Origin of the sequence: Novosphingobium sp. PhB165 (assembly GCF_004341845.1) — a bacterium.
Classification (GTDB): Bacteria; Pseudomonadota; Alphaproteobacteria; order Sphingomonadales; family Sphingomonadaceae; genus Novosphingobium.
This window is the reverse complement of record NZ_SLVB01000001.1, coordinates 248,450-267,691: the sequence shown is the minus strand read 5'-3', so window position 1 is coordinate 267,691 and position 19,242 is coordinate 248,450. Positions and strand designations below refer to the sequence as shown.

Below are 19,242 nucleotides of genomic sequence, written 5' to 3'. Positions count from 1 at the left end.
TAATGGCCTTGTCGGATCATGATTTCACGTCGCGACAAGGGCCCGCCGTTAGCAGCATGCCCGGAGCCAAGCAACGATACTTAGCGGGTCGTTCATTGTGGTGCGGGTGCCGGCACGGAATTCGCGGCGCCGGCCGGCGGACGAGCCGGAGAACCGTTCTGCGCGGCGATAAACGCATCGAGCCGGATCAGTTGCTGTTCCAGTACGGGACGCCATTTGGCCTCCTTCGGAGCCCGTGCCAGCAAGTCTGCCCACATCGCACGGCCTTCGCCAAGGCGACCGGACTGCGCCAGCGCAAGGCCGAGGAAGAAAGGCGGCCCGGCGGCATCGGGATCTGCCTGCCCGGCCCGGCGATAGGCGTAGAGCGAGGCCGGAGTAAGCTGTCCCTCGGCATGGGCGACGAGCGCGTTGCCGAGCGAAAGCCACGCTTCCGAGCGGCGTTCGCGCGTGTCGGGATCATTCGCCGGCGGTCCCGGCGGATCGTTGCCGATCGCCCCGCGCAGCACTTCGGCGGCATCGCCATATTCGCCATGGCGGGCCAGCCCGTCCGCGATCACCACCCAGCGATCGCTCGGCGGCAAGCCGCTGGAACTGAACGTGGCGCGCGCCTCTGCGAAGAACGCGCCCATATCGCCCGAGCGCCCTTCGGCACCGTCCTTGGGCGCGCCGGGCTGGGCGGGTGTGCCCTGCGCGGCATAGCCGGCGATGCCGAGCGCCAGCGCCGCAGCAATCGCCTCACGGCCACCACGGGGTGCCTTGAAGACAAAGACGACAAGCAGGAAGGCGGCGACCGCCAGCAGGATGACGAAAACCCAGGTCATGCCTGTCCTCCCCGGCGGAAACGCCCGCGTAGCAGCAATGCCGCCAGTGCCAGCAGCGCCAGCGGGACCGCGAAAAGCGGCCATGTCAGCGCGGTCACGCGCGGTGCATAGCTCACATAGTCGCCGTAACGCTCGACCAGCCACGCACGAATCGCCTCAGGATCATCACCCGCCGCAATGCGCTCACGCACGAGGCTGCGCATGGAACCGGCGATCGGCGCATCCGAATCGGCAATCGACTGGCCCTGACACTGAAGACAGCGCAGCGTCTCCATCAGCGCTTCGGCCTTCTGCTCCTTGGCCGGATCGTCGAGCTGGCGATAGGCATAGGGCGCGGTCGACTGCTCTTCCTGCGCCAGCGCAGGCGCCACGGCCCAGAGGCCGAGCATGGCCAGACACACGGCGAGAAGCGCCCTCACTGCGCGGCCTCCTGCAACTTCCCGAGGATCATCGGCACCTGATCCTCACGAATCTCGCCGATATGCTGATAGCGGATCACGCCCTTGCCATCGATCACGTACGTCTCGGGCACACCGGAGGAGCCGAGCGCAAGCTGCACTTTGCCGTCATCATCGGCGCCGATGCTCTGGTAGGGATCGCCGTTGGTCTTCAGGAAGACCTGAAGATCCTCGGTCCGGTCACGCACCGAAATACCCTCGATGGGAACACCCGACCGGGCGAGTGCGGCAAGCTGCGGGGCCTCGACGCCGCAAGGCACGCACCACGAGGCGAAAATGTTGACGAGATGCGGCTTGCCGTCGGTAATCGCCGCGCTGCTCAGCCCCGGACGGCCCGGCAACGCCGGCGGCAAGTCGAAGGCGGGCATCGGCTTGCCGATCAGCGTGCTGGCAACATTGGTATCGGCCGGATTGCGAAGCTGCACGGAAACCAGCACCACGAAGGCGAAGAACAACGCCAGCGGCAGCCAAATCGCCCAACGCGGTGCCTTGCGCATGGGTTCGGGAGTCGAATCGGTGCTCACGAGTACCTCCCTGCCCGTCCCTGTCGTTCGCGGCGGTATTCGATCTTGTCCCGCGCGATGATCCGGCGCAGGTCGCTGGCGACACGGCCCACCAGCGCCAGTGCGCCGCCCAGCGCGATCATCAGGCCGCCCAGCCAGATCAGCGTGACGAAAGGCTTCCACCACAAGCGAAGCTGCCAGCGGCTGCGGCCATCCTTGGCGTCCGCCTCACCGCCGAGCACGGTGTAGAGCTGGCCGTTCCAGCGCGTGAGCAGTGCCGATTCGCTGGTCTGCTGCGGTGGAGCCCAGAAACTGCGCGATTGCGGTCCGAGTTCGACGACACGGCCGTCGTCGCCGTAACGCATCAACAGGCGTGCCTCCAGCGCGGTCCAGTTGGGTCCGGCCACGGGCTCGACCGCGTCGAGCTTGATCTGCCAGGGGCCCACTTCGGTCGTCTCGCCCACCCGGATCGCGACCAGCTTTTCGACAGAGAAGGCACTCTCGCAGCTCATGCCGAGCAGTGCGACGGCAATGCCCAGATGCGCCGTCACCATGCCCCAGACCGGCAGCGGCGTGCGCAGGAGGTTGCGGCCCTCGAGCGGCAATACGCTCGCCCAGACGAGGCCGAGGGCCAGCGCCAGCCCGATCGTCGGCATCAGCGGCACGCCGCCCAGCATGACGGTGAGCAGGACGCCCGCGACAACCAGCATCGCCGGGATCACCATCATCTTGCCGATACGCGAGAACTTGTCGCGCCGCCAGCGCAGCAGCGGGCCGACCGCCAGCACCACCAGCATCGGCACTGCGAAAAGCGCGCTCATCGGTGTGAAGTACGGCGGCCCGACGGAGACCTTGGCGCCCATCGATTCGGCCAGCAGCGGGTAGAGCGTGCCGAACAGCACGATGCCTAGGATCGCCGAGAGCATCACATTGTTGAACACCAGCGCGCCTTCACGGCTGGTAACGGCGAAGCGTTCGCCCTCGGTCACGGTCCGGGCGCGCAGGCCGAACAGCGTCAGCGCACCGCCGATATTGATGGCGAGCAGTGCAAGGATGAACGTGCCGCGCTCCGGATCGACCGCAAAGGCGTGAACGCTGGTGAGAATGCCCGACCGCACGAGGAACGTGCCGATCATCGACATCGAGAAGGCCACCACGCCGAGCATGACCGTCCATGCCCGCAGCGCGTTACGCGCCGCCAGCACGCTGCACGAATGCAGCAGCGCGGTCGCCGCCAGCCAGGGCATCAGCGAGGCATTCTCGACCGGATCCCAGAACCACCAGCCGCCCCAGCCAAGCTCGTAATAGGCCCAGTAGGACCCGGCGGTGATGCCGATGGTCAGGAAGATCCACGCGCCCAGCACCCAGGGCCGCATGGCCTTGGCGAAAGCCGGACCGACCTCACGCGTGACCAGCGCGCCGACGGCAAAGCTGAAGGCGATCGAAAGCCCGACATAGCCGAGGTAGAGCGTGGGCGGATGGAACGCGAGACCAAGGTCCTGCAACAACGGATTGAGCCCGTTGCCCTCCTGCGGCACCGGCCAGAGCCGTTCGAACGGGTTCGAGGCGATCAGCAGGAACGCATAGAAGCCAAGGCTGACGAATGCCTGCCCGGCCAGCGTCGCCAGCATGGTCGGCTCCGGCAGGCGCCGCTCGATCAGCGCGACAAGGCCGCCTGCGAGGCCCATGATCGTCACCCAGAGCAGCATTGAGCCCTCATGGTTGCCCCATGTCCCGGCCACGCGGAAAATCAGGGGCTTCAACGAGTGCGAGTTCATCGCCACCAGCTTCACCGACAGGTCAGTGACCGCGAACAGGTAGACGAGGCTCAGGAAAGCGATGAGTGCCAGCAGTCCCTGCACCACCGCCACCGGGCGTACGATTCCGCCGAGCGAGGCGCCCCGCGCGCTGAGCGCCAGCGCCCCGGCGACGAGTTGCAGCCCGGCCAGCGCGGCGGCAAGCCAGAGCGCGGCAAGTCCGAGTTCGGCGATCATTTCGTGTCCTGCATGACTTGCCGAGCCTGATCCCGCGTCATGTTCTGCATTTCGCGCGGGACGTAGTTTTCGTCATGCTTGGCAAGGAGGTTGTCGGCCACGAACGTACCGTCCGCGCCCATGTGTCCTTCGGCGACCACGCCCGATCCTTCAACGAAGAGCGACGGAACGATGCCCTTGAACACAACCGGCACGCGCGCCTTGCCGTCACTGACGACGAAAGCGATGGTCACGCCGTCAGCCTCAGTGCGCAGCGAACCGCGCTGGACCATGCCGCCGAGGCGGACGCCGCGGCCTTGCTCGGGCGGGTTGGCGACGATTTCGCTCGGCACGTAGAAGTAGCTGGCCTGATTGCGCAAGGCCCATGCGGCCAGAAGCGCAGCGGCGACCAGCACCACCAGCGCGATAACGAGCAGCACGAGCCGCTGATGCTTGGCCTTGATTCCCGTCCCCCCGGCCATGCTCAGCGTTTCCTTGCCTCGTCACGGCGTTTCTCGGCGCGCCTCATGGTCAGCAGCGACCAGGCGACCATCGCGGCCGCCGCGCCCATGCCCACGGCATAGGCAGCGACCACGAAGGTCCAGGGGTCCATTGCCTCGCGCATGGTTCAGTATCCTTCGGAAAGCGCTTTACGGCGCAGCCGCGCCTCGGCCTGCTGATGGGCGAGGATCGCACGCATGCGCGCCAGCACCACGCCCGCAAACAGCAGCGTGAAGCCCAGCATCGCGAAGAGCAGCGGGTGGAGGAAGGCCCCGGCCATGGCGGACTTGCCCATGGTGATCGAGGGCGCCTGATGCTGGCTCTGCCACCAGATCACCGAATAGTGGATGATCGGAATGTTCACCGCGCCGACAAGACCGAAGATCGCAGGCGCCTTGTTCTGCCCGCCGTCCGCAGCCTCGCTCGCCTGCGAGAGCGCCATCCAGCCGAAATAGAGGAACAGCAGCACCAGCATCGAGGTCAGTCGCCCGTCCCACACCCACCAGGTGCCCCAGGCCGGACGGCCCCAGAGCGATCCGGTGACGAGGCACACGGCCGTAAACACCGCGCCCGGCACCGCACAGGCCCGCGCGGCGATTCCCGCCAGCGGGTGGCGCCAGACCAGTTCGGTGAAGCTGGCGGCAGCGATGCCCATCCAGCCCGCCATGCCAAGCCAGGCGGATGGCACGTGAAGGTAGACGATGCGCACAGTTTCGCCCTGCAAGCGTTCGGCCGGTGCGAAGAATAGGCCCCATCCCAGCGCAGCCGTGGCGATCGCGATTCCCGCGCCCATGCACAGTGGCATCAGCCAACGAGCGATACGCAGGAACCGGGCGGGATTGGCGAAGCCGTGCATCTTAGCCGCGCTTCTATCGTGCGTGTAAAAAGGAGCAAGTGGCCTTGATCGCAGGACAAGGCTTATCACCCGCCTGATGGCGTCTCGACCGGATCATCGCCGGGAGGAATTCAGACCTGCACGTGGTTTTTGAAAAATGGGGCGATCGATGGGGTTCGAACCCACGACCTCCGGTACCACAAACCGGCGCTCTAACCAACTGAGCTACGATCGCCACAGGAAGCAAGGCTTGAGGCCAGACTTCCGAACCGCTGTCCGGATCGCCTTAGCAGCATCCGGTGCGGAGCGCGCCCTTTGCACAAGCTGCCTCACCTTGCAAAGCAAAAATGAAAAGACACGGGCAAAAAATCGGATCGCGACGCAACTCCGGCGATTTTCCCGCTGCGAGACCGTGGCTAAGGTCCCTCTCATGAAGGCCCCCGGCGAATCATCTCCCGACATCCTGCTTGCCCTTCCGGGCATGCAGCGCTTCCCGTCATCGCGGCTCGACCTCTTCGTGAAGCGCGAATTCCTTTCACCGACCGAGTGCGACGAGTTGGTGGCGATGATCGAGGCGCAGCACCGCCCCTCAACGATCGCCAACTACAATGGCGACGACGTGTTCCGCACCAGTTCGACATGCGACCTCGATCCGCAGCTGCCTGCCGTTGCGGCGCTGGCCGCCAAACTGGCGGGCATCTCGGGCATCGATCTCACGCATGCGGAACCCATTCAGGGCCAGCGTTACGAAGTGGGGCAGGAGTTCAAGGCGCACACCGACTACTTCGAGCCGAACAATGCCGATTACGACAAGTACTGCGCCATACCGGGCCAGCGGACATGGACTTTCATGGTCTATCTCAACCCGGTCGACGCCGGCGGCGCGACCCGTTTCAAGGTGATCGACAAGCTGATCCAGCCCGAGCGCGGCAAGCTCGTGGCCTGGAACAACCGCCGCGCCGACGGCAGCCTCAATGCCGCCACGCTCCACCACGCCATGAAGGTCCGCAAGGGGCTCAAGTACGTCATTACCCAGTGGTACCGCGAGCGCCCCTGGGGATAGGGCGGAAGGGAGGGAGAGAGCCCTCCCCTTCCCATCATTTCGGCGCGCTGAGCACCGCACAGGCGATTCGGCTGCCCGCATTGCCCGCCGGCTGGCTGGTGTAGTCGTCAGGGTCCGCGTGGATCACCAGCGCCGTGCCGTCGGCATCGACGATCGACTTCGGCCCGGGAGTGATCGTCACTCCGGTGTTGAGCACCTGCGTTTTCAGTACCCCGTCAGCGCCGACGTGCTGGTTGGGCATGTCGCCGCCGTGAGGCCCGCCCATGGACATGAGGCCATGCACCGGATCGCCGGCCGTGAAATGACCGCCCGCCGTCGTGAACTTCTGGGCCGGATCGCACAGACCCTTCTCATGGAAATGGAAGCCGTGCTCGCCGGCCGGCAGCCCCTGAATGTCGGTAATGACCAGCACACCGGTCGGCGTCTGCTCGACAGTGACGGTACCCAGCGCCTTGCCGTTGATCCCGATCACATCGGCCTTGAGCGAGGCGGCAGCGGGCGGGCTCGTATTTGCGGCCATTGCCGGGCTGGCGGCTAGCGCTGCGATGCCAAGGGCAATGGAAAGACGTGACGAACGGTACATGGCGATTCTCCGCTACGAGCCCGCACGGGCCCTCTTCCCGGCCGGATGCCGATGCGGCGCAGACTAAGCACCGGCGCCGGAAAGGCAATTGTCGGAACGCCGCGGGCGCAGGAAGGGGCATGCGCAGGTGTGCTGATGACCCGAAGTTAACGATCACCTGTCACAACGGCTGGCAGAAAATCGGTCGCCAAGGACGCAATTGCATGAATGCCCCCCTCGCCAGACTCTATTCGAGCGCACCGATATCCCGTTCTACGTCCGTCGGGGATGAACGTCGCCGCGAACAGCGGCATGCGACCCGCTATTCCGCAAGCGTCGAATCCTCACGCGGCGAACAGGCAGGCGTCGTGCTCGCGGACGTCTCGCTCCACGGCTGCTGCATTTCGGGCGAGGCCGTGTGGCTGCGTCAGGGCGCCTTCGTGAGCATCCGCATCGGCCAAGGCGCGACACTCAAGGCGGTCGTGCGCTGGGTGCGCGGCGACAGCGCGGGCATGGAATTCCTCCATGCCGTTCCTTCCGACGCCCGCGAATGGCACGAATTGATGGACATCGCCGGCTGACCACGCGCGGTTTTGCCAAGCAGCTTCCTATCGCGACAAACAAAAAAGGCGGCCCGCAAGGACCGCCTTCTTCGTGTTCGTGAAGCTTGCTTCGCGCTCAGTTCTTCTTGAGCGAGAGGCCGCCGAAACGCTTGTTGAACTGGGCAACGCGGCCGCCGTCCTGCAGCTGCGCCTTGCCGCCGGTCCAGGCCGGGTGCGACGTCGGATCGATGTCGAGAACCAGCGTGTCGCCTTCCTTGCCCCAGGTCGAGCGGGTCTGGAAGGTGGTGCCGTCGGTCATCTGGACGGTGATCAGGTGGTAGTCGGGATGCGTATCGGCCTTCATGTCGTATCTCTCTTCGCATATGGCCGGTTCCGACCGGCCTGCTTGGGAAAGCGGCGCCCTTACACGGGCAGTCCCGAAAATGCAAGAGTCAAGGGAAAGGCTGGCGCCCTTCCCTTTCTCTGTCAGGCGTCCGCGATCATGGCGGTGAAGTTGACCTCGCAGGTCACCTTGTCGCCTATCGCCGCCTTGCCCCAGAACTTGCAGACGCGCGAGCGCTTCTGGACGAAGCCGGCGCGCAGATCGAGAAGGTTGCCGGGCGTCACCGGGTTGCGGAACTTCGCTTCCTCGATCGCCATGAAATAGACGAGCTTGCCGCTACCGGCCAAACCCAGCGATTCAATGGCAAGGATGCCCGCCGCCTGCGCCAGCGCCTCGATCTGGAGGACGCCGGGCATGATCGGACGGCCAGGGAAGTGCCCCTGGAAGAAGTCCTCGTTGAAGCTCACGGCCTTGACCGCGTGGATCTCGTTCTCATCGAACGAGACCACACGGTCGACCAGCAGCATCGGGTAACGATGCGGCAGTGCCGCCAGGATCTTCGCGGTGTCGTACACGAATTCAGTCGACTCGCTCATCGCCCGGTCCCGCCCTGCTCTCAGCGGCCCGTGGGAGCCGCCTGCTGCTGCGGTGCAGCAGGAGCGGTGGTGTTGATCGTGGTCAGCGCGCCGTTGAGGGCGGTGAGCACGTCGGTGGTGATGTCGAGCGACGGATCGTAAGCGAGCGTCTGGCCGACTTCCACAAGCACGTTGGCACCGCGCTTGGTCATCGCCGGCTTGTAGAGGCCCTGCAGCTGCTGCTGGATCTGCTGGCCGACGAAGGCCTGGTTGCGCTGGATCTGAACCTGCTGGCCCTGCAGTTCCTGGCCGGCCTGCTGTTCCTTCTGCTGGTAGGCCTGGATGCGGCCCTGCAGCGCGGCGTCGGGCTGCTTGCCGCCGAGTGCCTTCACGGCAGCTTCCAGCGACTGCGCTTCAGGCTGAAGCTGGGTCGAAAGCTGGTTGCGACGCGCTTCGAAGGCCTGAATCTGACCCTGAAGGGTCTGGTTCGCGGTCTTGCAGGCGTTGCATTCTTTCGCAATGCGGTCGAGGTCGACAACCGCGACCTTCGAGGCCGGAACGGCCTGTGCGAAAGCGGGCGTGACGAGAGTGGCAAGAGCCAGGCCCGAGGCCACTGCGGCGGACTTGAGAATCTTGGTCATCAGAATTGCGTTCCCACGTTGAAAGTGAAGGTCTTGGTATCATCGCCCTCCTCCTTGAGGAGAACCTTGGAAATATCGATGCGGAACGGCCCGAAGGGCGAGTTCCAGTTCACACCGAAACCGATGGCCACGCGTGGATTCCACGAATCGCCGAGGAAAGTTTCCGTGAAGTAGGTCTTGTCGGTCGCGGTGCTCAAGGTGCACCCAGCGCTACAGTCGGTCGTTTCGGGCTTCTTCACACCCCAAACAGCACCGGCATCGACGAAGATCGACGGACGAAGGCCCATTTCACGCGCGCCCGATCCCAGCGGAATCTCCAGCTCGGCGCGGCTCATGTAGTAATAGTTGCCGCCCAGCGCGTCGTCGTTCTTGGTCGAATTGGTCTTGTTGCCGTCCGCATCGACCGTGAAGTACTGACGCACGATACGCGGGCCGACGCCGCGGATACCGAAGCCGCGGATCTGCGGTTCACCCAGGTAGAAACGGTCGGTCAGACGAACATCGTTGCCGCCCCATCCCTTGATGATACCGCCCTCGCCCGAGAGCGAGAAGATGAAGCCCTTGCCGAGCGGCCAGTATTTGGCAGCATTGGCACGCAGGCGCGCATACTTCACATCGCCGCCAAGACCCGCAATATCCAGGTTGATCGCAGCGGTCACACCACGCGTCGCACGTATGCGGTTGTCGAGCGTATCGTAGATAATCGATCCGCCGACGATGGAACTCAGACGCTTGCCGAGCGCATCGCACAAGTACAGGCCTGCATAGAGCGGGTCGCACTGATAGACATTGGGATCGACGCGGTTCGAATAGTATGTCGCCTTGTCGACCGAAACGTCATCGTAGTTGAGCGTATAGCGCGCGATTGCCGTCAGATACTCGGTCAGCGGAACACCGGCACGGACCTGGAAGCCCGTGGTGGACTGCTGGTAATTCGTGTTGCGGTTCGAATCGACGAGATTGAAGCTGTTATAGTCGCGGCGATAGACATCGACGCCCAGCGAAACGTTCTTGTTGAACAGGTAAGGCTCAACGAAGTTCGCTTCGACCGACTTCGAATACGACGAGTAGCTGCCTGAAAGGCCTACCGTCTGGCCGCGACCACGGAAGTTGCGCTGCTGGATCGAGGCCTGGAAGATGAAGCGTTCAAGGCTTGAGAAACCGGCCGAAAGCTGAAGCTGACCGGTCGGCTTTTCCTCGACGTTGGCTTCGAGGACGATGCGGTCGTCGGCACTGCCGGGCTTCTGCTCGACCTCGAACTTCTCCTGGAAGTATCCGAGCGACTTGATGCGGTTGGTCGAACGCTTGACCTGAAGCGAGTTGAACGCGTCACCCTCGGCAATGCGGAACTCGCGGCGAACGACCTTGTCCTGCGTCAGCGTGTTGCCGTTGATGTCGATGCGCTCAACATAGACGCGCGGCGCTTCCTGGATCACGAAGGTCAGCCCCATGGTGAGGTTGTCCTTGTCGCGATCGTACTGCGGGCGCACGTCGGCAAAGGCATAGCCGAAGGCACCGGCAGTGTCGTTCAGCCCGTCGATCGTGTCTTCGACCAGCTTGGCGTTGTACCAGTCGCCCTTGTGGATCGCGAGGGTCTTCGCCAGCTTGTCGCCATCGAAGTCGCGCAGCTGGCTTTCGACCTTCACGTCGCCGAACTTGTAACGCTTTCCTTCCTCCACCACGTACGTGATGATGAAGTCCTTCTTGTCCGGCGTCAGTTCGGCCACGGCCGAGACCACGCGGAAGTCGGCATAGCCCTGCGTCAGGTAGAACTGGCGCATCTTCTGCTGGTCGAACGCCATGCGATCGGGATCGTACGTGGTGTTCGAGCTGAACAGGCGGCTGAAGCGCGCCTGCTTGGTCACCATCTGCGCACGCAGTTCGCCGTCGGAGAACTGCTCGTTGCCGAGGATGTTGATCTGGCGGACCTTGGACTTGTCGCCCTCGGTGATCTCGAAGACGATGTCGACGCGGTTCTGGTCGAGCATGACCATCTTCGGTTCGACCGTCGCGGCGTAACGGCCCTGACGCTTGTAGAGTTCGATGATGCGGGCAACGTCGGCGCGGATCTTCGAGCGCGTGAAGATCTGGCGCGGCGCGACCTTGATCTCCGGCAGGATCTTGTCGTCCTTGATGCGCTTGTTGCCCTCAAGGATGATGCGGTTGACGACGGGGTTTTCCTTGACCGTGATGGTCACGGTGCCGCCTTCGTTGGTGATCTGCGCGTCGGCGAACAGTTCGGTCGCGTAGAGATCCTTCAGCGCGGCGTCGGCGGCGGCCTTGGTGTAGGCCTGTCCGACGCGCAGCTGGATGTACGAAAGCACCGTCTGCGGTTCCAGACGTTCCGCGCCGACCACCTGGATCGTCTGGATCGTCTCACCCACCGGTTCCGGCGCAGCCGGAGCGGCAACGGCCGGCGTTGCCGCGGGAGCCACATTCTGCGCGAAAGCTACAGCGGGCACGCCAGCAAGGATCGTGGTCCCCAGAAGCATTGCGGCTAGCTGCGGCGCACGGCGAGCATCAATGCTGCGACCCATTTCCCATCCCATCATTCAAGCAAATTCCTGTATCCGCTTACGCGAGGCTCAGAGATCGATCCGCCAGGCTACCTACCTCCCCGGCAGGCAATCGCGCCCGTCTGCCCGATGGATGACATCCAATCAAGCAGCCAATCCCGACAGAAGTGTGATCGAGAGAAGATTCCTTCAGGCTATCCCCCGAAAATCGGAAGGGACGCCAGATCGTTGACCGTGACGAACAGCATCAAGGCCAGCACGAAAGCCACCCCGGTGCGTATCGCCCATTCCTGACTGCGTACGTCCAGTGGCTTGCGACGGACCAGTTCAGCCGCGTAGAAAGCCAGGTGCCCGCCGTCCAGCCCCGGAATTGGCAGGAGATTGATGAATGCCAAGTTAATCGAAATCATGCCGGCGAAGAACACGAACGAGCCCCATCCGAGGCTGAACTGCTCGCCCGAATACTTGGCCATCTTGATCGGTCCACCCAGTTCCCGCATCGAGCGATCGCCGGTGATGATCTGGCGGATTCCGGTGATCATGTTGCCCACGATCATGAAACTGCGATCGACGCCGAGGCCCAGCGCTTCGACCGCGCCAACCTTCTCAAGCCGGCCTACGCCGGATTGGACACCGATCCGTCCGATCGTGTGACTCTGCCCCTTGGCGTCGGTCACAGACTGGCTTGCCACGGTGAGCGGTAGCACATGTGCGACGCCGCGACGCATCACGGTAACCGTAGTCTGCTTGCCCGGGATGGCGACAATGACGTCCTGAACCTGCCGGAAGCTGGTAACGCCGACATCGCCGACGGCGACAATGCGATCGCCCACTTCCATTCCGGCCGCGCGCGCCGGCGAATCGCCGTAGAAGCCGCTCACCAGCGGCGCCGCGAAGTCGATTCCCAGATCGCCGAGCGTGGCCTTGTTGCCGAATTCGTCGCTGAGTTCGACCGCGGCCAGCTTTGTGGGAAGCGTCAGTTCCTGACCGTCCCGGCGCACCGTCACTTGCACGGTCTTGCCGGGGTAGAACGATGTGTGCTGGTCGATATCGGCGACATTGCCGATCTTCGCGCCATTGATCGCAAGAATGCGGTCGCCAACTTCAAGCCCCGCCGCCTGCGCGGCCGAGTGCTGGGAAAATCCGGCCACGTCGGGATCGGCGACCAGCTTGCCGTTGAACCAGGCGAATGCCGCCAGAATCAGCACGCAGAGCAGGAAATTGGTCAGCGGACCGGCAAAGACGATCAAGGCGCGCTGCCACAGCGGCTTCACGTGGAAAGTCTGCGCGCGCTCCTCGGGCGAGAGGCCGTCTTCGGCCGCACTGGGTGCCGATGCGGGATTCATGTCCCCGGCGAACTGGACATAGCCGCCAAGCGGCAGCATCGAAAGCTTCCAGCGCGTGCCGCGCCGGTCGGTCCACCCGGCAATCTCCTTGCCGAAGCCGATCGAGAAGGCATTGGCCTTCACGCCGAAAAGGCGGCCGACAAGGTAGTGGCCAAGCTCGTGGATCAACACCAGCGGGCCCAGCAACAGCAGGAAAGCGAAGATCGTCGTCAACAGATTGGGCGATCCGGTCAAGTCAGGCACACTCCATCGGGCCCACGCCGCATTGCCACCAATTCCGGTTTACGCGGGTCCCGCCACCATGCTTGCCCTTGCGCGGGCCTCGGCGTCAACAGCCAGCACGTCGTCAAGGCTGGCCGGAGCCGGTGGCGCGTAAGCGCCCAGCACGTCCTCGACATGTTCGGCAATGCGGGTGAACGGGATCTGACCGGCGAGAAAAGCCGCCACGGCGACTTCGTTGGCGGCATTGAGCACGGCGGGAATCGCGCCGCCCGCCTCAGCCGCTGCCCGCGCAAGGCGCGTTGCGGGAAAGCGTGTTTCGTCGGGCTTACGGAAGGTTAGCTCGCCTATCGCGGCAAGGTCCAGCGGATCGCAAGGCGTGTCCATGCGCGCGGGCCACGCCAAGGCGGCGGCAATCGGCACGCGCATGTCGGAAGGCCCGAGCTGCGCCAGCGTCGAACCGTCGCGGTACTCAACCATCGAATGGACGATCGATTGCGGGTGCACCACGATCCGCAGCCGGTCGAGCCCGATGGGGAACAAATGGTGCGCCTCGATCAGTTCGAGGCCCTTGTTGAACATGGTGGCCGAATCGACGCTGATCTTGGCGCCCATGTCCCAATTGGGGTGCTTGACCGCCTGCGCGGGCGTTGCGGCCTGAAGCTGTTCCCAGCTCCATTCGCGGAACGGGCCGCCGCTGGCAGTCAGCGTGATCGACCGGACATGGGCAATGTCGTTGCCCTGGAGGCACTGGAAGATCGCATTGTGCTCGGAATCGATCGGAAGCAGCGTGGCGCCGTGCCGGGCGACCGCCGCCATCATCACGCCGCCGGCCGAGACCAGCGCTTCCTTGTTCGCCAGAGCGATCGCGCCGCCCTGCTCGATGGCGGCCATGGTCGGCGCCAGACCGGCGCAGCCGACGATGGCGGCAACGGTCATGTCGGCACCTCGCCCTGCCGCCTCGACAAGCGCCTGTCGTCCTCCGGCCGCGGCGATGCCGGTCCCGCCAAGCGCCTCGCGCAATGCCGGGAGGCGCGCCTCGTCGGCAATGACTGCAAGGTCGACGGCGAATTCGCGCGCCAGCTTCGCCAGTTCGTCGACGTTGGAATGAGCGGTCAGCACAGTGACACGCCAGTCCGCCGGATTTCGCCGCACGAGGTCCAGCGTCGACGCCCCGACGGAGCCAGTGGCGCCAAGAATGCAGATGGAGCGCTGAACGGTCATGGGACCCCTTACCTCGGCTGGAACAGGATCATGAGTGCAAGCAGGAACAGCACCGCAAGCAGGCCGTCCGCACGGTCAAAGAAACCGCCGTGGCCGGGAATGAAGTTGCCCGAATCCTTGACGCCCGCGCGGCGCTTCAGCCAGCTCTCGAAGAAGTCACCCGCCTGCGCACAGACGGCGACGAAAAGCCCCGTCATCAGGCACGAAGCGAACAGCGCCACGGAACTGGCCGTCAGATACCAGCACGGCTGCGAGCCGAAGCAAGACAGGCCATCGGCCGCATTGCCCTGCGCCAGTATCGAAATCATGCCCTCCTGCCAGAACCGCGCCGCGCCGAAGAGCACCAATGTTGCCCCCAGCACACCGCCGAGCAAGCCGGACCACGTCTTTGAGGGGCTGATGGCAGGCGCGATCTTCGGACCGCCGAGAGCACGCCCGGTGAAATAGGCGCCGATATCGACGCCAATCACTGTAAGCAGCACGGTCAGCAGCGGCGCCAGACTGAAAGCCGGATTGCGCAGGAACAGCAGCATGGCTGCCCCCACGCCGATATAGAACATGCCCGCGAAGTTCATCAGACCGCGGTGCATCGGATCGGTCATCGCCGCTCGCGACAGCTTGACCCATTCCCACAGCACGCCCAGCGCGATTACACAGACGAAGGCCGTCCAGACCGATCCGCCCAGCCACAGCGCGGCGCCGGCAACTGCCAGCATGACCACAGCCGAAACCGTGCGCGCGCCCAGGTCGGACTTCTTCCTTACCGGATCAGCGTCCGCCATAGCGTCGCTCCCTGTTCGCGAATTCCTCAAGCGCCTCACGCAGGTGATCGACCGAGAAGTCCGGCCAAAGCACGTCGGTAAAGAGCATCTCGGCATAGGCCGCCTGCCACAGCAGGAAGTTCGAGAGGCGCACTTCGCCCGACGTGCGGATCAGCAGGTCGAGCGGTGGAAGATCGGCAGTATCGAGTTCGGCGGCGATGGTCTCGGGCGTGATCGGGCCCTTTTCGGCCGCCTTGGTGGCGGCGCGGGCGATCTCGTCCTGCGAACCGTAATTGAGCGCAACCGCCAGCGTAGTGCCGGTATTGGCCGCCGTGCGCGCTACGGCGCCTTCGACCAGTTCGACAACATCGGGCTTGAAGGCCTTGTAATCGCCGATAATTTTCAGCCGAACCCCGGCTGCTGCGAACTCGTCGAGGTCGGAGAGGATGAAGCGCTTCATCAGGCTCATGAGGTCAGAGACCTCTTCCTCCGGCCGGCGCCAGTTCTCGGTGGAGAAGGCGTAGAGCGTCAGCGCTTCCAGCCCCAACTCGCGCGCACCGCGCACGACGCGGCGCACCGCCTCGACCCCGCGCTGGTGGCCCAGCGCGCGCGGCAGGTGGCGCTTCTTCGCCCAGCGCCCGTTGCCATCCATGATGATGGCAACATGGCGCGCCACAGCGGGGCCACTTTTCGCGGGCTCACTCTTCGCCATCAGACATTCCTCCCGGAGAGGCCCAAAGGCCTCACTTACCGAGGATTTCCTTCTCCTTGCGGCCGAATTCCTCATCAAGCTGCTTGATGATGTCGTCGGTCAGCTTCTGGACTTCGGTTTCGCTGCGCTTGCGCTCGTCTTCCGAAATTTCCTTCTTCTTCTCGTCGGCCTTCAGGTTCTCGATGCCGTCGCGGCGCACGTTGCGCACGGCGACACGGGCCTTCTCCGCGTAAGAGCTGGCGAGCTTGGCGAGTTCCTTGCGGCGCTCTTCGGTCAGATCCGGAATCGGCAGACGCAGCGTATTGCCGTCATTGATCGGGTTGAGGCCGAGACCCGCCGAACGGATCGCCTTTTCGACGGGCCCGATGTTCGACTTGTCCCACACCTGCACCGAAAGCATGCGCGGCTCGGGAGCGGAGATCGTCGCGACCTGCGTGATCGGCGTGTTGGCGCCATAAACGGTGACCATGATCGGCTCGAGCAGCGCGGTATTGGCGCGGCCGGTGCGCAGACCCGAAAGGTCGTGCTTGAGCGCGTCGATCGCGCCCTTCATGCGGCGTTCGAGGTCCGCCTTGTCGTACTTGGCCATGGGTCAGGCTCCTTTCTGGACGATCGTCTTGGTTCCGCCACCGGCGAGAACAGTGGCAAGGTTGCCCTTCTCGCGGATCGAGAACACGACAATCGGAATATTGTTATCGCGGCAGAGCGCAACGGCGGATGCGTCCATCACTTGCAGATTGTCTGCAAGAACAGTGTCGTAATCGACGGTTTCGTAACGCTTGGCGTCCGGGTTCTTCTTCGGATCGCTGTCGTAGACGCCGTCGACGCTGGTGCCCTTGAGCAGCGCGTCGCACTGCATCTCGGCAGCGCGCAGCGCGGCGCCCGAATCGGTGGTGAAGTAAGGCGCGCCGACGCCGGCGGCGAAGATCACCACGCGGCCCTTCTCAAGGTGGCGCTCGGCGCGGCGGCGGATTACCGGCTCGCAGACCTGATCCATCTGCAGGGCCGACTGTACGCGCGTATGCACGCCAAGCTGCTCAAGCGCGTTCTGCATGGCGAGCGCGTTCATGACGGTGGCCAGCATGCCCATGTAATCGGCCTGCGCACGGTCCATTCCGCGCGCAGCACCGGCCATGCCGCGGAAGATATTGCCGCCGCCGATGACGAGGCAGATCTCAAGGCCGGTCTCTTTGGCCGCCTTCACTTCCTTGGCGAGTTCGGCGACGAAATCGGAATCGATCCCGTACTGCTGGTTCCCCATCAGAACTTCGCCCGACAATTTGAGAAGGACGCGTTTGTAGGGGGAACTCATGGCCGCACTTCTCCTCGGGGGCTGGATGGCCCCGGCTTTAGGAGCGCGCGCGGAAATTGCCAAGGGGCGAGACTGTGGATGAGCGCGGATCGACGCAGCAAGGCCTCTGTCCGACCAGCGCCGGAAAAATGCCGCTAATTCCAAGCAGCGCTCAAAGCACGCTCGCGCAAGTCGTATGCCTGCTGCGCCTCGGCCACCACAGCCATCCGCAATTCAGCCCAGTCTATCATCGCTTGCAGGGCATCCAGCAATTCCCGGCCCAACGGACTGATCGCATAGCCGACCGTCACCGGCACGGTCGGCACGACATGGCGGAGCACCAGCCCGTCACGCTCGAGCGAGCGCAGGGTCTGGCTCAACATTTTCTGCGAAATCCCGTCGATCCGCCGCTTCAGCGCATTGAAGCGCATCTCGCCATGACCAAGCGTGGTAAGGATCAGCACGCTCCATTTGTCCGCCACGCGATCGAGCAATTGCCGCGTCGGGCAGTTGGCAGCGTAGACATCCGGTGCGCGAGATTCGGGAGATGTGGTTTCCTCGGGGTAACCCGGTGCGATAAACGTGCCTTCTTGCATGGGCGCATTCGATAGCACACCTGGTCACCATTGGATACCACATGGAGAATCGCTATGAAGATCGCAGTCCTTGGCGCCAGCGGCCGCGCCGGATCGGAAATCGCCAAGGAAGCCGCGCGGCGCGGACATCAGGTGCTCGCCATCGCCCGCAATCCGGAAAAGATTCCCGCGATTGACGGCGTGACGGCCAAGGCCGCTGACGCGTCCGATTCCGATGCCCTCGCCGCCCTCATCGCGGGCAACGATGCCGTAATCAGCGCCCTGCACTTCGATGTTACCGCCGAAGCCCTGCTGGCCGCTGTCCGCAAGGCCGGCGTGCCGCGCCTGCTGATCACCGGCGGCGCCGCCAGCCTCGAAGTGGCGCCGGGCGTGCGGGTGATCGACGATCCCGAATTTCCCGAAGCCTGGAAGGGTGCGGCCATGGGCGGGATCGCATTCCTCGATGTGCTGCGTCAGACCAAGGACGTGGACTGGACTTTCTTCTCACCCGCAGCCCTGATCTTCGAAGGCCCGCGCACCGGAAGCTATCGCCCCGGCACCGACCAGCTCGTCACCGACGATGCAGGCGAGAGCAAGATCAGCTTCGCGGACTTTGCCGTGGCCATGGTCGACGAACTGGAAGCCCACCGGCACAGCCGCGCGCGCTTTACCGCCGCCTATTGATCCCGGCACGCACGCAAAGAAAAAGGGCCGGGAAGCCAAAGCTCCCCGGCCCTTTTCTTATCTCGGTATCCGCGAAGGATCAGCCGGCGACAGCGGCAGCCACTTCGGCGGCGAAGTCCGAAACTTCCTTCTCGATGCCTTCGCCGAGCTGGAAGCGGACGTAGTCCTTCAGCACGATCTTGGCACCGGCTTCCTTGCCGGCCTGGTCGACGACCTGCTGGATCGGGGTCTTGTTGTCCATGACGAAGACCTGCGAAAGCAGAGCGTTTTCCTTGGCGTACTTGGCGATCGCGCCATCGACCATCTTGGCCTGCACGGCTTCGGGCTTGCCCGATTCGGCGGCCTTTTCTTCGGCGATCTTGCGCTCGCGAGCGATCAGGTCGGCGTCGAGGTCGTCAGCGGTCAGAGCCAGCGGGAAGGCAGCGGCGATGTGCATCGCGATCTGCTTGCCAAGGGCTTCGAGAGCGGCAGCCGGAGCTTCCGATTCGAGCGCCACGAGCACGCCGATCTTGCCGAGGTTCGGCGCGGCAGCGTTGTGCATGTAGGGAACGACGAGGCCCTGGGCCACTTCGACGGTCTTCATGCGGCGAACCTGCTGGTTCTCACCGATGGTCGCGACATTGTTGGTCAGCGCGTCGCCAACGGTGCCGCCGCCCGGGTAGGCAGCAGCCTTGAGCGCTTCCACGTCGTCACCGGCAACGCCGAGGGCGACTTCGGTGGTCTTGCGGACGAAGTCCTGGAACTGGTCGTTCTTGGCGACGAAGTCGGTTTCCGAGTTGACTTCGACGGCAACGCCCTTGGTGCCGGTCACGGTCACGCCGACGAGGCCTTCAGCCGCGGTGCGGCTCGACTTCTTGGCGGCAGCAGCCAGACCCTTGGCGCGCAGAGCGTCCACAGCGGCTTCGATGTCGCCACCGGTCTCGTCCAGAGCCTTCTTGCAGTCCATCATGCCGGCGCCAGTGCGCTCGCGCAGGTTCTTCACGTCAGCGGCGGTGTAAGCCATCGCTCAAATCCTCTTGTTTGGGTCGGACCGGTTCTCGGCCCTTAAAATGGATGCGCGCCAGGCCCATTGGACCCGGCGCGCGACAATTCCATGA

General features: G+C 64.2%; 23 protein-coding genes and 1 tRNA gene. 3 read left to right on the top strand and 21 right to left on the bottom strand.

What is annotated here, in order from left to right; translation table 11 throughout:
• Positions 1-92: 92 nt before the first annotated feature.
• The 8 genes from EDF56_RS01410 to EDF56_RS01380 form a co-directional block, all read right to left on the bottom strand.
• Complete coding sequence (locus tag EDF56_RS01410) at positions 93-821, bottom strand: cytochrome C biosynthesis protein (RefSeq protein ID WP_132384952.1); 729 nt, start codon at positions 819-821, stop codon at positions 93-95.
• The gene (locus tag EDF56_RS01405; RefSeq protein WP_132385726.1) at positions 818-1,210 is read right to left on the bottom strand and encodes a cytochrome c-type biogenesis protein; all 393 of its coding nucleotides are present in this window, start codon (positions 1,208-1,210) and stop codon (positions 818-820) included. Before EDF56_RS01405 ends, EDF56_RS01410 begins: the two co-directional genes overlap by 4 nt.
• A 26-nt stretch (positions 1,211-1,236) precedes the next feature.
• Complete coding sequence (locus EDF56_RS01400) at positions 1,237-1,776, bottom strand: DsbE family thiol:disulfide interchange protein (protein ID WP_132385725.1); 540 nt, start codon at positions 1,774-1,776, stop codon at positions 1,237-1,239.
• 23 nt (positions 1,777-1,799) lie between these two features.
• Entirely contained in the window at positions 1,800-3,776 is a 1,977-nt protein-coding gene (locus EDF56_RS01395; RefSeq protein WP_132384951.1) for a heme lyase CcmF/NrfE family subunit, read from the bottom strand.
• Positions 3,773-4,237, bottom strand: coding sequence for a cytochrome c maturation protein CcmE (gene ccmE / locus EDF56_RS01390; protein ID WP_132384950.1), 465 nt, complete (start codon positions 4,235-4,237; stop codon positions 3,773-3,775). The genes EDF56_RS01395 and ccmE overlap by 4 nt, the downstream gene beginning before the upstream one ends.
• 2 nt (positions 4,238-4,239) lie before the next feature.
• A complete protein-coding gene (locus tag EDF56_RS25815; RefSeq protein WP_165912053.1) occupies positions 4,240-4,380 on the bottom strand; it encodes a hypothetical protein in 141 nt (46 codons plus the stop codon).
• A gap of 3 nt (positions 4,381-4,383) precedes the next feature.
• Positions 4,384-5,112, bottom strand: coding sequence for a heme ABC transporter permease CcmC (gene ccmC / locus EDF56_RS01385; RefSeq protein WP_132384949.1), 729 nt, complete (start codon positions 5,110-5,112; stop codon positions 4,384-4,386).
• Between the two features lie 137 nt (positions 5,113-5,249).
• Positions 5,250-5,326, bottom strand: a tRNA-His gene (locus tag EDF56_RS01380).
• A 195-nt stretch (positions 5,327-5,521) separates the two neighbouring features.
• Here EDF56_RS01380 and EDF56_RS01375 point away from each other — a divergent pair.
• Positions 5,522-6,154: a 2OG-Fe(II) oxygenase gene (locus tag EDF56_RS01375; RefSeq protein WP_132384948.1), complete on the top strand. Its 633-nt coding sequence runs from the start codon at positions 5,522-5,524 to the stop codon at positions 6,152-6,154.
• 34 nt (positions 6,155-6,188) lie between these two features.
• On the opposite strand, the gene EDF56_RS01370 is transcribed toward EDF56_RS01375, so the two are convergent.
• Complete coding sequence (locus EDF56_RS01370; RefSeq protein ID WP_243652321.1) at positions 6,189-6,674, bottom strand: superoxide dismutase family protein; 486 nt, start codon at positions 6,672-6,674, stop codon at positions 6,189-6,191.
• 266 nt (positions 6,675-6,940) lie between these two features.
• Here EDF56_RS01370 and EDF56_RS01365 point away from each other — a divergent pair, with 266 nt between their 5' ends.
• Positions 6,941-7,297: a PilZ domain-containing protein gene (locus tag EDF56_RS01365; protein ID WP_165912052.1), complete on the top strand. Its 357-nt coding sequence runs from the start codon at positions 6,941-6,943 to the stop codon at positions 7,295-7,297.
• Between the two features lie 97 nt (positions 7,298-7,394).
• Here the strand turns inward: EDF56_RS01365 and rpmE are convergent, their stop codons facing one another.
• The 11 genes from rpmE to EDF56_RS01310 form a co-directional block, all read right to left on the bottom strand.
• Positions 7,395-7,622, bottom strand: coding sequence for a 50S ribosomal protein L31 (rpmE, locus tag EDF56_RS01360; RefSeq protein ID WP_132384945.1), 228 nt, complete (start codon positions 7,620-7,622; stop codon positions 7,395-7,397).
• A gap of 122 nt (positions 7,623-7,744) precedes the next feature.
• Positions 7,745-8,197: a 3-hydroxyacyl-ACP dehydratase FabZ gene (gene fabZ, locus EDF56_RS01355; protein ID WP_132384944.1), complete on the bottom strand. Its 453-nt coding sequence runs from the start codon at positions 8,195-8,197 to the stop codon at positions 7,745-7,747.
• 20 nt (positions 8,198-8,217) lie between these two features.
• Positions 8,218-8,817, bottom strand: a complete 600-nt coding sequence (locus EDF56_RS01350; RefSeq protein ID WP_132384943.1) for an OmpH family outer membrane protein — start codon at positions 8,815-8,817, stop codon at positions 8,218-8,220.
• Positions 8,817-11,309, bottom strand: coding sequence for an outer membrane protein assembly factor BamA (gene bamA, locus EDF56_RS01345; RefSeq protein ID WP_243652320.1), 2,493 nt, complete (start codon positions 11,307-11,309; stop codon positions 8,817-8,819). The genes EDF56_RS01350 and bamA overlap by 1 nt, the downstream gene beginning before the upstream one ends.
• A 218-nt stretch (positions 11,310-11,527) precedes the next feature.
• A complete protein-coding gene (rseP, locus tag EDF56_RS01340) occupies positions 11,528-12,922 on the bottom strand; it encodes an RIP metalloprotease RseP (RefSeq protein WP_243652319.1) in 1,395 nt (464 codons plus the stop codon).
• 39 nt (positions 12,923-12,961) lie between these two features.
• Positions 12,962-14,122 carry a 1-deoxy-D-xylulose-5-phosphate reductoisomerase gene (locus EDF56_RS01335; RefSeq protein WP_132384941.1) on the bottom strand — a complete coding sequence of 387 codons (1,161 nt, stop codon included), beginning with the start codon at positions 14,120-14,122 and terminating at the stop codon, positions 12,962-12,964.
• Positions 14,123-14,130: 8 nt separating this feature from the next.
• On the bottom strand, positions 14,131-14,904 hold the full coding sequence (locus EDF56_RS01330; RefSeq protein ID WP_132384940.1) for a phosphatidate cytidylyltransferase: 774 nt from the start codon (positions 14,902-14,904) through the stop codon (positions 14,131-14,133).
• Positions 14,891-15,595 (bottom strand): polyprenyl diphosphate synthase, encoded by a 705-nt coding sequence (gene uppS, locus EDF56_RS01325; RefSeq protein WP_132384939.1) that lies wholly within the window; start codon positions 15,593-15,595, stop codon positions 14,891-14,893. The genes EDF56_RS01330 and uppS overlap by 14 nt, the downstream gene beginning before the upstream one ends.
• Before the next feature lie 31 nt (positions 15,596-15,626).
• The gene (frr, locus tag EDF56_RS01320; RefSeq protein WP_132384938.1) at positions 15,627-16,184 is read right to left on the bottom strand and encodes a ribosome recycling factor; all 558 of its coding nucleotides are present in this window, start codon (positions 16,182-16,184) and stop codon (positions 15,627-15,629) included.
• Between the two features lie 3 nt (positions 16,185-16,187).
• Positions 16,188-16,907 (bottom strand): UMP kinase, encoded by a 720-nt coding sequence (gene pyrH / locus EDF56_RS01315; RefSeq protein ID WP_132384937.1) that lies wholly within the window; start codon positions 16,905-16,907, stop codon positions 16,188-16,190.
• A 134-nt stretch (positions 16,908-17,041) separates the two neighbouring features.
• Complete coding sequence (locus EDF56_RS01310; RefSeq protein ID WP_132384936.1) at positions 17,042-17,482, bottom strand: helix-turn-helix domain-containing protein; 441 nt, start codon at positions 17,480-17,482, stop codon at positions 17,042-17,044.
• 54 nt (positions 17,483-17,536) lie between these two features.
• Between EDF56_RS01310 and EDF56_RS01305 the strand changes: the two genes are divergently transcribed.
• Positions 17,537-18,145, top strand: a complete 609-nt coding sequence (locus EDF56_RS01305) for an NAD(P)-dependent oxidoreductase (protein ID WP_132384935.1) — start codon at positions 17,537-17,539, stop codon at positions 18,143-18,145.
• A 79-nt stretch (positions 18,146-18,224) separates the two neighbouring features.
• Here the strand turns inward: EDF56_RS01305 and tsf are convergent, their stop codons facing one another.
• Positions 18,225-19,148 (bottom strand): translation elongation factor Ts, encoded by a 924-nt coding sequence (gene tsf, locus EDF56_RS01300; RefSeq protein WP_132384934.1) that lies wholly within the window; start codon positions 19,146-19,148, stop codon positions 18,225-18,227.
• Positions 19,149-19,242 lie beyond the last annotated feature (94 nt).

What these genes read in the sequence shown, in the direction of transcription:
- uppS (WP_132384939.1), bottom strand. Translation starts at nt 15,595, where the DNA reads ATGGCGAAGAGTGAGCCCGCGAAAAGTGGCCCCGCTGTGGCGCGCCAT.
- rpmE (WP_132384945.1), bottom strand. Translation starts at nt 7,622, where the DNA reads ATGAAGGCCGATACGCATCCCGACTACCACCTGATCACCGTCCAGATG.
- EDF56_RS01370 (WP_243652321.1), bottom strand. Translation starts at nt 6,674, where the DNA reads ATGGCCGCAAATACGAGCCCGCCCGCTGCCGCCTCGCTCAAGGCCGAT.
- EDF56_RS01335 (WP_132384941.1), bottom strand. Translation starts at nt 14,122, where the DNA reads ATGACCGTTCAGCGCTCCATCTGCATTCTTGGCGCCACTGGCTCCGTC.
- pyrH (WP_132384937.1), bottom strand. Translation starts at nt 16,907, where the DNA reads ATGAGTTCCCCCTACAAACGCGTCCTTCTCAAATTGTCGGGCGAAGTT.
- EDF56_RS01410 (WP_132384952.1), bottom strand. Translation starts at nt 821, where the DNA reads ATGACCTGGGTTTTCGTCATCCTGCTGGCGGTCGCCGCCTTCCTGCTT.
- EDF56_RS01365 (WP_165912052.1), top strand. Translation starts at nt 6,941, where the DNA reads ATGAATGCCCCCCTCGCCAGACTCTATTCGAGCGCACCGATATCCCGT.
- ccmC (WP_132384949.1), bottom strand. Translation starts at nt 5,112, where the DNA reads ATGCACGGCTTCGCCAATCCCGCCCGGTTCCTGCGTATCGCTCGTTGG.
- EDF56_RS01400 (WP_132385725.1), bottom strand. Translation starts at nt 1,776, where the DNA reads ATGCGCAAGGCACCGCGTTGGGCGATTTGGCTGCCGCTGGCGTTGTTC.
- EDF56_RS01350 (WP_132384943.1), bottom strand. Translation starts at nt 8,817, where the DNA reads ATGACCAAGATTCTCAAGTCCGCCGCAGTGGCCTCGGGCCTGGCTCTT.
- EDF56_RS01310 (WP_132384936.1), bottom strand. Translation starts at nt 17,482, where the DNA reads ATGCAAGAAGGCACGTTTATCGCACCGGGTTACCCCGAGGAAACCACA.
- EDF56_RS01395 (WP_132384951.1), bottom strand. Translation starts at nt 3,776, where the DNA reads ATGATCGCCGAACTCGGACTTGCCGCGCTCTGGCTTGCCGCCGCGCTG.
- fabZ (WP_132384944.1), bottom strand. Translation starts at nt 8,197, where the DNA reads ATGAGCGAGTCGACTGAATTCGTGTACGACACCGCGAAGATCCTGGCG.
- tsf (WP_132384934.1), bottom strand. Translation starts at nt 19,148, where the DNA reads ATGGCTTACACCGCCGCTGACGTGAAGAACCTGCGCGAGCGCACTGGC.
- EDF56_RS25815 (WP_165912053.1), bottom strand. Translation starts at nt 4,380, where the DNA reads ATGCGCGAGGCAATGGACCCCTGGACCTTCGTGGTCGCTGCCTATGCC.
- EDF56_RS01330 (WP_132384940.1), bottom strand. Translation starts at nt 14,904, where the DNA reads ATGGCGGACGCTGATCCGGTAAGGAAGAAGTCCGACCTGGGCGCGCGC.
- EDF56_RS01405 (WP_132385726.1), bottom strand. Translation starts at nt 1,210, where the DNA reads ATGCTCGGCCTCTGGGCCGTGGCGCCTGCGCTGGCGCAGGAAGAGCAG.
- EDF56_RS01305 (WP_132384935.1), top strand. Translation starts at nt 17,537, where the DNA reads ATGAAGATCGCAGTCCTTGGCGCCAGCGGCCGCGCCGGATCGGAAATC.
- ccmE (WP_132384950.1), bottom strand. Translation starts at nt 4,237, where the DNA reads ATGGCCGGGGGGACGGGAATCAAGGCCAAGCATCAGCGGCTCGTGCTG.
- bamA (WP_243652320.1), bottom strand. Translation starts at nt 11,309, where the DNA reads ATGCTTCTGGGGACCACGATCCTTGCTGGCGTGCCCGCTGTAGCTTTC.
- frr (WP_132384938.1), bottom strand. Translation starts at nt 16,184, where the DNA reads ATGGCCAAGTACGACAAGGCGGACCTCGAACGCCGCATGAAGGGCGCG.
- EDF56_RS01375 (WP_132384948.1), top strand. Translation starts at nt 5,522, where the DNA reads ATGAAGGCCCCCGGCGAATCATCTCCCGACATCCTGCTTGCCCTTCCG.